The organism is Blastochloris sulfoviridis, from assembly GCF_008630065.1.
Classification (GTDB): domain Bacteria; phylum Pseudomonadota; class Alphaproteobacteria; order Rhizobiales; family Xanthobacteraceae; genus Blastochloris; species Blastochloris sulfoviridis.
The window spans coordinates 56,977-68,670 of record NZ_VWPL01000011.1 but is presented as its reverse complement, the minus strand read 5'-3'; the positions used below and the strand labels follow the sequence as shown (position 1 = coordinate 68,670).

General features: G+C 69.6%; 12 protein-coding genes. 1 reads left to right on the top strand and 11 read right to left on the bottom strand.

Annotation, left to right across the window (positions count from 1 at the left end; translation table 11 throughout):
• Positions 1-3 precede the first annotated feature (3 nt).
• Positions 4-516, bottom strand: coding sequence for a hypothetical protein (locus F1193_RS08230; protein WP_342781795.1), 513 nt, complete (start codon positions 514-516; stop codon positions 4-6).
• Positions 517-633: 117 nt separating this feature from the next.
• On the opposite strand from F1193_RS08230, the gene F1193_RS08225 reads away from it, so the two are divergent.
• Positions 634-1,152: a MarR family winged helix-turn-helix transcriptional regulator gene (locus F1193_RS08225; protein ID WP_150097202.1), complete on the top strand. Its 519-nt coding sequence runs from the start codon at positions 634-636 to the stop codon at positions 1,150-1,152.
• 49 nt (positions 1,153-1,201) lie between these two features.
• Here the strand turns inward: F1193_RS08225 and F1193_RS08220 are convergent, their stop codons facing one another.
• From F1193_RS08220 to F1193_RS08175, 10 genes are all read right to left on the bottom strand, one after another.
• Positions 1,202-1,432, bottom strand: a complete 231-nt coding sequence (locus F1193_RS08220) for a cysteine rich repeat-containing protein (protein ID WP_150097201.1) — start codon at positions 1,430-1,432, stop codon at positions 1,202-1,204.
• A gap of 29 nt (positions 1,433-1,461) precedes the next feature.
• Positions 1,462-1,995, bottom strand: a complete 534-nt coding sequence (locus F1193_RS08215) for a TIGR00645 family protein (RefSeq protein WP_150097200.1) — start codon at positions 1,993-1,995, stop codon at positions 1,462-1,464.
• Between the two features lie 227 nt (positions 1,996-2,222).
• A complete protein-coding gene (gene msrA, locus F1193_RS08210) occupies positions 2,223-2,879 on the bottom strand; it encodes a peptide-methionine (S)-S-oxide reductase MsrA (RefSeq protein WP_150097199.1) in 657 nt (218 codons plus the stop codon).
• Between the two features lie 246 nt (positions 2,880-3,125).
• Positions 3,126-3,449 carry a hypothetical protein gene (locus F1193_RS08205; protein ID WP_150097198.1) on the bottom strand — a complete coding sequence of 108 codons (324 nt, stop codon included), beginning with the start codon at positions 3,447-3,449 and terminating at the stop codon, positions 3,126-3,128.
• Between the two features lie 260 nt (positions 3,450-3,709).
• Complete coding sequence (gene pnp / locus F1193_RS08200) at positions 3,710-5,875, bottom strand: polyribonucleotide nucleotidyltransferase (RefSeq protein WP_150097197.1); 2,166 nt, start codon at positions 5,873-5,875, stop codon at positions 3,710-3,712.
• A gap of 353 nt (positions 5,876-6,228) precedes the next feature.
• On the bottom strand, positions 6,229-6,498 hold the full coding sequence (rpsO, locus tag F1193_RS08195) for a 30S ribosomal protein S15 (RefSeq protein WP_150097196.1): 270 nt from the start codon (positions 6,496-6,498) through the stop codon (positions 6,229-6,231).
• Between the two features lie 221 nt (positions 6,499-6,719).
• Positions 6,720-7,664: a tRNA pseudouridine(55) synthase TruB gene (truB, locus tag F1193_RS08190; RefSeq protein ID WP_150097195.1), complete on the bottom strand. Its 945-nt coding sequence runs from the start codon at positions 7,662-7,664 to the stop codon at positions 6,720-6,722.
• Positions 7,661-8,098: a 30S ribosome-binding factor RbfA gene (gene rbfA / locus F1193_RS08185; protein WP_150097248.1), complete on the bottom strand. Its 438-nt coding sequence runs from the start codon at positions 8,096-8,098 to the stop codon at positions 7,661-7,663. Before rbfA ends, truB begins: the two co-directional genes overlap by 4 nt.
• Before the next feature lie 98 nt (positions 8,099-8,196).
• Positions 8,197-10,950: a translation initiation factor IF-2 gene (gene infB, locus F1193_RS08180; protein WP_150097194.1), complete on the bottom strand. Its 2,754-nt coding sequence runs from the start codon at positions 10,948-10,950 to the stop codon at positions 8,197-8,199.
• A 36-nt stretch (positions 10,951-10,986) separates the two neighbouring features.
• Positions 10,987-11,685, bottom strand: a complete 699-nt coding sequence (locus tag F1193_RS08175; protein ID WP_246164211.1) for an RNA-binding protein — start codon at positions 11,683-11,685, stop codon at positions 10,987-10,989.
• Between the last annotated feature and the right edge of the window lie 9 nt (positions 11,686-11,694).

The window sequence follows — 11,694 nt, the reverse complement described above, 5'->3', positions numbered from 1 at the left end:
CGCTCAGCGCGCGGCCGGCTGGAAGCCGAAGCGGCCGGTCAGCCGGAAGCCGTCGCGCATCGCCAGCACCAGCAGGTAGAAATTGAACGCGCCGGCGGCCAGCTCAATGGCCTGCACGGTGTAGAAGACCTGATCGAACATGCCCGCCGCGGCGCGATTGGCGAGGAAGAACGCCGCCGGCACCAGCACCAGGAGGCCGTTGAGCGCGATGATCGGCATGCGGCTCTGCTTGGCCTCCACGAGCGGGTGCAGCGATGTGCGGCCCAGGCGCATGCCGGAGGCGCCGGCAATCGCCATCGCCGGCACCAGCACCAGCATGCCCCACAGAATCGCATCCTTGAGCCGGGCGATGTCGGTGGGCGTGCCCAGCGCCTCGACCGCGACGGTCGAAATCCAGAAGGTGGCGATGGTGAGGAGCGCGACCGCCCCGGCGAGCGGGTGAATCAGGCGCAGCAGCGGCGGCATGTCGGAGCGGTCGAGCTCGACCGTGGCGTCGGCGGTGTCGGTCTTGGTCATGGCGGTCTCCCTGGCGGATGGGCCTGCACGGCAGGCGGCGGGCAATTGCATAGCAACCTATCTTTTATTGCATAGGAGCCTATGTTAAGTCAATCCGGTTGCAGCCGGAGAACCCCGATGGCGAAACCCGAACCAGCACCGGCGCCCGCCGGGACCGCTCAGCCGCCGCCGGCCGAACCGGCCCGGCCGCTGCCCTGGCGCTACGAATCCAGCGGCTACATGATCAATCTGGCGGCGCGGCTGTTCGAGCGCGCGCTCGCCGAGCGCATCGCGCCGCTCGGCCTCACCACCGGCCAGTTTCCGGTGCTGCTGGCGCTGTGGGAGCGCGACGGCCTGGCGCAGAGCGAGCTGGTGAGGATCGTGCGGGTGGAGCAGCCGACCATGGCGCAGATACTCTCCCGCATGGAGCGCGACGGCCTGATCGCCCGCGCCGCCGACCCGGACGACCGCCGCCGCGCCCTGGTGCGGCTCACCGCCCGCGGCTGGTCGGTGCAGGCGCCCGCCGTCGCCGCCGCCCACGAGGTCAACCGCCTGGCCGGTCGCGGTCTCAGCGATGCGCAGACGCGGGAGTTCCTGGCGGTGCTGATGCAGATGTCGGCCAATCTGAGCTGTGCGGCCGCGCCTGGGCCGACATGAGACGGAATCCGGCATGGCGGCGCGTCGGCATCTCGTGGGAAGGGAAGCGCTATTTCGCCTGTTTCGCCGCCGCCAAGGCGGCGCGGCAGGCTTCGGAAAGCTTGTCGCGATTGTCCTGCAGGCAGCGCAGGATGCGCCCGCCGCCCGGCGTTACGTTGGCGCAGAAGCTCTTAGCGTCGGCGCTGCAGGCGCTGCGCAGCGCCTCGCGCGGGCTCTGCGCCGCCGCGGCGGGCACGCTCGCGGCGAGGACGAAAAGCGCAAGCAGCGATCGGTTCCGCATGGTCGAGGATCCTCTCGGCGGCGGGCGGGTCAATGTGCGTCCCCGGCCTCGCCATGGCCCTTCGAGCCGATAGCGTCGGTCCAGGCCAGGATGACGCCGGAGACCACGAACACCATGTGCACGATCACCAGCCACATCAGCGCCTCGCTGTTGAAGGTGCCGGCGGACGAGGTGTCGATGTGCATGAACGCCTTGAGAAGCTGGATCGCCGAGATCGCCACGATCGAGGCCATCAGCTTCTGCTTCAGGCCGGGAAAATCGACCTTGGTCATCCAGTCCGGCCAGTCCGGATGGCCGGCGGCGTCGATCTTGGAGACGAAGTTCTCATAGCCCGAGAACACCACGATCAGCACCAGATTGGCCGCCAGCGACAGATCGATCAGCGCCAGCACGCCCAGAATGATGTCGGCCTCGGTGGCGTCGAAGGCGTGGCCGAGAAGGTGGCCGAGCTCCTTGAGGAAGGTGATGACCAGCACCGCGAGGCTGACCAGCAGGCCGAGATAGAACGGCACCATAAGCCAGCGGCTGAGGAAGATCGTCTTTTCGATCGGCTTTTCAAGCATCGCGCCCCTCCGCCTGTCGCATCACGCGAACTCCGGCCCGAGGGGCCGGAGCATTGTCGTCCGGTTGTCGAAAATCCCGTTTCCGAACAGGGATCTTCGGCGGGTATGTTTCCTGAGACCGCGTCCTGTTGAGCCGGAAACCATATTGGATTGATGCCATGGCGGCCCGGCACAGGGCAAGCTTGAAGCCGTTTCAATAATCCGGGAGGGATCGCGCGGGAACCGGATCAGGCGGCGCCGGCCGCCTCGCCTGCCGGGCAGTTCACGCCGGTGCCGCCCAGGCCGCAATAGCCCGCCGGGTTCTTGGCGAGATACTGCTGGTGGTCGGCCTCCGCGAAATAGAACGGGCCGCGCGGGCCGACCTCGGTGGTGATCGGGCCGAAGCGGTTTCGTGCCAGCGCCGCCGCATAGGCCCGCTGGGCCGCGTCCGCCTGGGCGCGCTGGCCGTCGTCGGCGACCTGGATGAGCGAGCGGTACTGGGTGCCGACGTCATTGCCCTGGCGCATGCCCTGGGTCGGGTCGTGCGCCTCGAAGAAGGTCTTGAGCAGGGTGGCGTAGGACACGCGCGCAGGGTCGAACACCACCAGCACCACCTCGGCGTGGCCGGTGCGGCCGGTGCAGACCTCGCGATAGGTTGGGTTGGGCGTGTGGCCGCCGGCATAGCCGGCCGCGGTCACCCACACGCCGGGGATCTGCCAGAACTTGCGCTCGGCGCCCCAGAAGCAGCCCAGCCCGAACACCGCGGTCTCCGAGCCCGGCGGATAGGGCCCCTTCAGCGGCCGGCCGGAGACGGCGTGGCGCTCGGCGGTGTCGATCGGGACGAGACGGCCGGGCAAGGCCTCGTGCGCGCCCGGCAAGGCGGAGGCGATCTTGAAGGGAAACATCGTCAGTTCCTCCCGACACGGGATCCGGGAGACCAGTGTTGGGTCTCCCGGATCCGACTGTCACCGGAAATCCGCATTGGGGGGGCGATTTCCGGCGAGCGCGCCGCCAAACGCAGGCCTGCCCGCCCAGCGTTCGCGTCGCGCCCACACGATATGGGCGCGCGCCCGCCGGGCTGCGATCACGGCAGCGGTCAACAAATCGCGAGGGGACGAGGCGCGGCTGCCGGCGAGCGGGCGTCCGCCGGCTCAGTCGCGCGACGACCAGCCGATCGGGGTGGCGGGTTGGCGGCCGATCACCAGCAGCAGGAAGCCGAGGCCGCCAAGGAGCGCGAACACCGGCACGAACAGCACGCTCACCAGCACCGGGTCCCACAGCCAGGGCGCGGCATAGCGCTCGGTGGCGGCCTGCACGAGGTTGAGCGTGGCGGGCGACAGCGCGTACCAGGCGTCGCCGGCACGGGTGACGGTGACCGCCGAGACGGCGATCGAGCGGGTGCCGTCGATGACCAGCGAGGCGAACCCCCCGGCGAGCAGCAGGAATCCGGCAAGACGGATCAGGAAACGGATCATGAGCGGACCTCGACGCTGCGGAGGTAGCGTTTCGCGACGCGGCCGACAAGCCTCGCGCCGATGGATCATCACCGGACCAACGAAAAAGGGCGGCCCTGCGGCCGCCCTTTCGATCTTCACACCTTTGGGCGCGGGCGCCTGCGAAATCCGGCCGATCAGGCCGGAGCCTCGCAGTCCGATCGCCGAAAAATCCCCATCGGTTCAAGGATTCTTCGGCGAGACCGGTTCCGGTATCCCGAAGGGATCGGCCGGAAACCGGATCACTCCGCCGCGCCGGCCTCGCCCTGCGCCTGGGCTTCGGCCTCGGCCTTGATCTTGGCCTCGATGTCCTCGCCGGTCTCCTGGTCGACCACCTTCATCGACAGGCGCACCTTGCCGCGCTCGTCGAAGCCCAAGAGCTTCACCTTGACCTTGTCGCCTTCCTTGACGACGTCGGTGACCTTCTGCACCCGCTTGGGCGCGAGCTGGCTGATGTGGACGAGGCCGTCGCGCGAGCCGAAGAAGTTCACGAAGGCGCCGAAGTCGGTGGTCTTCACCACCGTGCCGTCATAGATCACGCCGAGTTCCGGCTCCGAGGCGATCGACTTGATCCAGTTCATCGCCGCGCGGATCGACTCGCCATTGGCCGAGGCGACCTTGACCGTGCCGTCGTCCTGGATGTCGATCTTGGCGCCGGTCTTCTCGACGATCTCGCGGATGACCTTGCCGCCCGAGCCGATCACCTCGCGGATCTTGTCGACCGGGATGTGCATCACCTCGATGCGCGGAGCGTGCTCGCCGAGCTCGGCGCGCGCCGTGGTCAGCGCCTTGGACATCTCGTCGAGGATGTGCAGGCGGCCGTCCTTGGCCTGGCCGAGGGCGACCCGCATGATCTCCTCGGTGATGCCGGCGATCTTGATGTCCATCTGCAGCGAGGTGACGCCCTCGGACGTGCCCGCCACCTTGAAGTCCATGTCGCCGAGGTGGTCCTCGTCGCCCAGGATGTCGGTGAGCACCGCGAAGCGCTCGCCCTCCAGGATCAGGCCCATGGCGATGCCGGCGGTGGGCCGGCGCAGCGGCACGCCGGCGTCCATCAGCGCGAGCGAGGTGCCGCACACGGTGGCCATCGAGGAGGAGCCGTTCGACTCCAGGATCTCCGACACCACCCGCAGGGTGTAGGGGAACTCGTGGTGCGGCGGCAGCATCGGGTGGATGGCGCGCCAGGCCAGCTTGCCGTGGCCGATCTCGCGGCGGCCGGGCCCGCCCATGCGGCCGGTCTCGCCGACCGAGAATGGCGGGAAGTTGTAATGCAGCATGAAGGGCTCCTTGTAGGTTCCCTCCAGCGCGTCGACGAACTGCTCGTCCTCGCCGGTGCCGAGCGTGGCGATCACCAGCGCCTGGGTTTCGCCGCGGGTGAACAGCGCCGAGCCGTGGGCGCGCGGCAGCACGCCGGCCTCGGCGACGATCGGGCGCACCGTCTTCACGTCGCGGCCGTCGATGCGGATGCCGGTGTCGAGGATGTTCCAGCGCACGATCTTGGCTTCGACCGTCTTGAACGCCTCCTTGACCTGCGAGGCGGTCCAGCGCGCCTCGCCGCCCTCCGGCAGCAGCGCCGCCACCACCTTGGCGCGGGCGGCGTCGACCTTGTCGTGGCGCTCCTGCTTGGCCGGGGTGCGGTAGGCCTCGCGCAGGTCGCCCTCGACCAGGCCGAGGATGGCGTTCTCAAGCTCGGTGGAATCCGACACCGTCAGCTCGCGCGGCTCCTTGGCCGCCTTCTCGGCGAGGCGGATGATGGCGTCGATCACCGGCTGGAAGTGCTTGTGGCCGAACATCACCGCGCCGAGCATGACGTCCTCGGGCAGTTCCTTGGCTTCCGATTCCACCATCAGCACGGCGTCGGCGGTGCCGGCGACGATCAGTTCGAGCTTGGACTCGCTCATCTCGTCGAGCTGCGGGTTGAGCACGAACTCGCCATTGATGTAGCCGACGCGGGCGCCGCCGACCGGCCCCATGAACGGAATGCCCGAGATCGTCAGCGCCGCCGAGGCGCCGATCATCGCCGGGATGTCGGGATCGGTCTCCAGGTCGTGCGACAGCGTGGTCAGGATCACCTGGGTGTCGTTGCGGTAGCCGTCCGGGAACAGCGGGCGGATCGGCCGGTCGATCAGGCGGGAGATCAGCGTCTCGCGCTCGGTCGGGCGGCCTTCGCGCTTGAAGAAGCCGCCGGGGATGCGGCCCGCGGCGTAGAACTTCTCCTGATAATTGACGGTGAGCGGGAAGAAGTCGACGCCGGGCTTGGGCTCCTTCATCGACACCACGGTGGCGAGCACCTTGGTCTCGCCATAGGTGACGACGACGGCGCCGTCGGCCTGGCGGGCCATCTTGCCGGTCTCGAGCGTCAGCTTGCGGCCGGCCCAGATCAGCTCTTCACGATGGATTTCGAACATTCGGTCTGTCTCCATGACTTGAGGCCGCGCGAAAGCCACGAGCAAGACGGCGAGAGGCTGTGTCGCGGAGCAAAAACTCCTGCGCACCACAGCATCCGGCGATCCTGCCGATGGCTTTCGTCACGGGTGAATTTCCTGGCAGTGCCTTTCCCGGGCACGCACACCTTGCGGTGTGCCCGGACGGCCTGCCCACTCCATTTGAAGTCGCGGATGAAACGCGCCCGGCCCGCAATGGCGGCCTGCCGGACTTCATCCACCGGGAGGGCCCCATTGCCCTCCGCCTGCGGCGACCGCGTAGCGTGCGCGGCCTCCGGTCGGGCGCCCGGCCCGGTGCGGGCCGGAACGGCGCCGCCTCAGCGGCGGATGCCGAGCCGTTCGATCAGCGAGCGATAGCGCTGCTCGTCCTTGGCCTTGACGTAATCGAGCAGCGAGCGGCGCTGCGACACCATTTTCAACAAGCCGCGGCGGGAATGGTTGTCCTTGCCGTGGATCTTGAAGTGCTCGGTCAGGTTGACGATGCGCTCGGTGAGCACCGCGACCTGAACCTCGGGCGAGCCGGTATCGCCCGGCTTGGTGGCGTAGTCCTTGATGAGCTGAGCCTTGCGCTCGGCCGTGATCGACATCGGGCAGTCCTTTCTATCTTCAGGGAAAACAATTGCAGCGGACGCGCTTATGAGAGGCGTCCTCCGCCCGGGCGGCAGCGGCCGGGATGTCGTCCAGCCGTGTCGTGCCTCTGCAGGCCAACCCGAAGGGGCGCGTATAACATCTTCGCGACAGTGCGGCAAATCACCGGGAGCCCGCGTCAGACCTCCGGCCCCACGCGTCAGCGTTGGGGTCGTTGGGATCACGTGCGCGCGCCGGCGAGCTTGAACACCCGTTTGGGCACCAGCTCGCCCTGCTCGACGTCGGCCAGCGCCACCAGATTGCCGCCGGCGGTGACGTAGACGAGGCCCGCCATCACCGGTGCGTCGCGCCCGCGCAGCAGCACCGGCTGGCCGCGGTGCAGCCGCGCCGCGTCATTGTGGCTCACCGGGATGCAGACGAGCTGGGTCAGCGCCGAGGCGACCGGCTGAAGCAGCGCCGTCTGGGCGGCGAGCCGCGCCTCGGGCTCGGCGTCGAACAGCGCCTCCAACGGCGCGACCTGCACCGCCGTCTCGGCCTGGAACGGGCCGACCGACATGCGCCGCAGCGCCACCACATGGCCATGGGTGCCGAGCGCCCGGCCGATGTCGCGGGCGAGCGCGCGCACATAGGTGCCCTTCCCGCAGACCGCCTCGAACTCGGCATGGTCGCCGTTGGGCACCGACACCAGCTCCAGGCTGTCGATGATCACCGGGCGCGCCGCCAGCACCACCTCCTCGCCCTCGCGGGCGAGGTCGTAGGCGCGCTCGCCGTCGATCTTGATCGCCGAGAAGCGCGGCGGCACCTGGGCGATCTCGCCGGTGAAGCGCGGCAGCAGCGCCTTGACCGCCGCCGGGTCGGGGCGGACGTCGGAGGTGGCGATGGCGCGGCCCTCGGCGTCGTCGGTATCGGTCTCGATGCCCCAGCGCACGGTGAAGCGGTAGGCCTTGCGGCCGTCCATCACCATCGGCACCGTCTTGGTGGCCTCGCCCAGCGCGATCGGCAGCACGCCGGAGGCGAGCGGATCGAGCGTGCCGGCATGGCCGGCCTTCTTGGCCTGGAAGGCGCGCTTGACGATCGACACGGCGTGCGTCGACGTCATGCCGACCGGCTTGTCGAGGATGAGCCAGCCATCGACATCGCGTTTGATGCGGCGCGGAGCGTTCAAGACCTGGTCTCCTCGTCGGAATCGTCCGTCGTTTCGGAAGGGTCGAGATCGCGCGCCACTTCCGGCGAGCGCAGCAGGCGGTCGATGCGCTCGGCCTCCTCGAACCGGTCGTCGCGGCGGAAGCGGATGTCGGGGGCGTAGCGCAGATTGACGCGGTGGGCGATCTCGGTGCGGATGAACTTGTGGTGGGCTTCCAGCGCCTTGAGCACCGCCGTCTCGTCCTTGCCGCCGAGGGCGACGACATAGATCGTGGCGAGGCGCATGTCGGGCGACATGCGCACTTCCGGCACGGTGATCAGGTGGCCGGAGATCACCGGGTCGGCGATCTCGCCGCGCGCCAGGATGTCGGCGATGGCGTGGCGCACCAGTTCGGCCACCCGGAGCTGGCGCTGGGACGGACCGGCTTGGGCGCTGTCGGGGCGGTTTCGGGACATGGCCATGGGGATGCCTTTGGCCGCGCACGGCCGGGCCGTCGCGGTTCGGGCGCCCGGGCCAGTGGCCCGGGCGGCGCAGAACGGGGATCAGATCAGCGTCACAGCGAGCGCTTCACCGTCTCGACGCGGTAGCACTCGATCACGTCGCCGGCACGCATGTCCTGGTAGTTCTCGAAGGACATGCCGCATTCCTGGCCGGCGAGCACCTCCTTGGCGTCGTCCTTGAAGCGCTTGAGCTGGCTGAGCTTGCCTTCATGGATGACGACATTGTCGCGGATCAGCCGGACGTGGGCGCCGCGCTCGACGGTGCCGTCGGTGACGCGGCAGCCGGCGATCTTGCCGACCTTGGTGATGTTGAACACCTCCAGCACCAGTGCGTTGCCGAGCATGATCTCGCGCACGGTCGGCGGCAGGAGGCCGCTCATCGCCTGCTTCACGTCATCCACGAGGTCGTAGATGATGTTGTAGTAGCGGATCTCGATGCCGGCGCGCTCGGCCGCCTCGCGCGCTTCCTTGTGGGCGCGCACGTTGAAGCCGATGATCGCCGCACCCGAGGCGGCCGCCAGCGTGACGTCCGACTCCGAGATGCCGCCGACGCCCGAATGGACGACGCGCGCCATCACCTCGTCGGTGCCGAGCTTGTCGAGCGAGCCGACGATGGCTTCGAGCGAACCCTGCACGTCGGCCTTGACCAGCAGCGTGAACTCCTTGCGTCCGGCGCCGGCCTTGAGCTCCTTCATCATCTCCGCGAGCGAGCCGCGGCCGGTGACCTTGGCCGCCGCCTTGTCGCGGCGCTGGCGCGAGCGATAGTCCGCGACTTCGCGGGCGCGCGCCTCGTTCTCGACCACCGCCAGCCGGTCGCCGGCCTCCGGCGTGCCGTTGAAGCCCAGCACCTCGACCGGGAAGGAGGGACCCGCGGTCTCGACCTGCGTTCCGGTGTCGGTGACCAGGGCCCGCACGCGGCCCCATTCGGCGCCGGCGACCACGATGTCGCCCACCCGCAGCGTGCCGCGCTGCACCAGCACGGTTGCCACCGGGCCGCGGCCGCGGTCGAGCTTGGCCTCGATCACCGTGCCTTCGGCGGCACGTTCGGGGTTGGCCTTGAGGTCGAGCACCTCGGCCTGCAGGTTGATCGCCTCGAGCAGCTTGTCGAGATTGATCTTCTGCTTGGCCGACACCTCGACCTCAAGCGTGTCGCCACCCATCGATTCGACAACGATGGAGTGCTGCAGCAGCTCGGTACGCACCCGCTCGGGCTTGGCGTCGGGCTTGTCGATCTTGTTGATCGCCACGATGAGCGGCACCTTGGCCGCCTTGGCGTGGTTGATGGCTTCGATGGTCTGCGGCATCACGCCGTCATCGGCCGCCACCACCAGCACCACCACGTCCGTCACCTTGGCGCCGCGGGCGCGCATCGCCGTGAAGGCGGCGTGGCCGGGCGTGTCGATGAAGGTGACCTTGCCGCCGGACGGCGAGGTCACCTGATAGGCGCCGATATGCTGGGTGATGCCGCCCGCCTCGCCCGCCACCACATTGGCGTGGCGGATGGCGTCGAGCAGCGAGGTCTTGCCGTGGTCGACGTGGCCCATGATGGTGACCACCGGCGGCCGCGACTCCAGCGCGTCCGGATCGTCCGGCGCGTCGAACAGGCCCTCCTCGACGTCGGCCTCGGCGACGCGCTTGACCGTGTGGCCGAGTTCCTCGGCGATCAGCTGCGCGGTGTCGGCATCGATGACGTCGTTGATCTTCACCATCTGGCCCTGGCGCATCAGCATCCTGATGACGTCGACCGCACGCTCTGACATGCGGTTGGCCAAGTCGGCGATGGTGATGGTCTCGGGAATGATGACTTCGCGCGAGATCTTCTCCTTGGTTTCGCTCTGGCGGTGGCCGGTCATGCGCTGGACGCGGCGGCGGAAGGCCGCCACCGAGCGTTCGCGCTGCTCGCCCTCCTGATAGGCCGTGACCACGGTCAGGCGCCCGCGGCGCTTCTCCTCGCCGGGCGTGGCCTTGGGCGCCTTGGGCGGGATGGCCGGCTTGGCCGGGCCACCGCCGCCGGGACGGCGAACCTTGCGGGCTTCCTCTTCTTCACCGCCCCCCGGCCGTCCGGCCGGGACGCCGCCGGGACGCGCGATCGCGGGCGCACCACCGGGGCCGGGGCGGGGTCCACCGGCACCAGAGCCGGCGGGACGCGGCGCGCCCGTTCCGCCGCCCGACCGGTAGGACGGGCGCTGCGAACCTGGGGTCTGCTGGGGCGAGGATGCCGCTTGGCCGGATGGCGCAGCGGCCGCGGCGGTGCGGCGCGCGGCCTCTTCCTCGCCGAAACGCTTGCGGGCTTCCTGCTCGGCCTTGCGGCGGGCCTCCTCCTCAGCGACGCGGCGCGCATCTTCCTCGCGCTTGCGGGCTTCGGCGGCCTCGCGCTCGACGCGCTCCTTGGCCTCGCGCTCGACCCGGCGGCGCGCCTCTTCCACGGCGGCGCGGCGTTCCTCGGCCTCGCGGATGCGGGCTTCCTGCAGCGCCTGGGTGCGGGCGTCGCGCTCGTCCTCGGTGAGGGTGCGCAGCACCACGCCCGACGGCCGCGTTCCGGCTGACGGACTGGCGGGCGGACCGCCGACGCGCGGCTTGGTCGACAGCGGCGTCGTTGATGGACCGGGCTTCGCCGGGGCCGACGGCGCCGTGCCGCCACCGGTCTCGCCGGGGCTCGATCGCCGCTTCACCTTCTCCACCACCACGGCCTTGGTGCGCCCGTGGCTGAAGCTCTGGCGCACCAAGCCCTGCTCGGAGGGGCGCTTCAGAGTCAGCGTCTTCGAGACGCTCAGTGTCTTGTCGCCGGGGGTCTTCGTCTCGGTCATCCGGTCCTGGTCCTAAAATCGCACGCAAGTTTGCGGCTAGACTGTCTCCGCCGGGTCACCCGTGCGGTAGCGGTCGAGCCGAGTTGTTCGCGCGAGAAACCCGCTGCTCGCCGCGCCAGCGAGCACGGCTGCATGTATCACATTTGGTCGCCCGAGTGCCAAACTCAATTGCTCGACGGTGAACAGGCGGAGGATCGGTAGTTCTCCGCCATTGGGGGCATTTCCAGGCCCATATCCGGACAAAGACGCACGCAACGCCCGGTCGAGCCGGGCGACGCCGTCGTCGGCGGCTTCGCGCGCATGGATCAGCGCCGCCACGTCGCCTGCGGCGATTGCCGCCTCGACCCTGGTGAAGCCCGCCACCACCGCGCCGGCCTTGTTGGCCAGCGACAGCGCCTCCAGCGCCGCCCGCTCCAGCAGCTGGTCGACCTGATCGGCCAGCGCCGGATCGACCGTCACCTCCCGCCGGAACGCCCGCGCGAACGCCCGCCGCTTCACCGCGGTCGCGACCGCGGCGCGGCTGAGGCTGGTCCAGGCGCCGCGGCCCGGCAGGCGCGCGGCAAGGTCGGGCACCACCGCGCCGTCCGGCCCGACCACGAAGCGCACCATCGTCTCGCGCGCGCCCTGGCGGCGGGTGGCGATGCAGGTGCGCACCGGCCCGGCCCGGCCGTCGCGGGGGCCGCGATCGGTCTCGGTGTCCGGCTCGGCGTTTGCGTGGTCGAGATCTGCCAGCACGCGACGGGC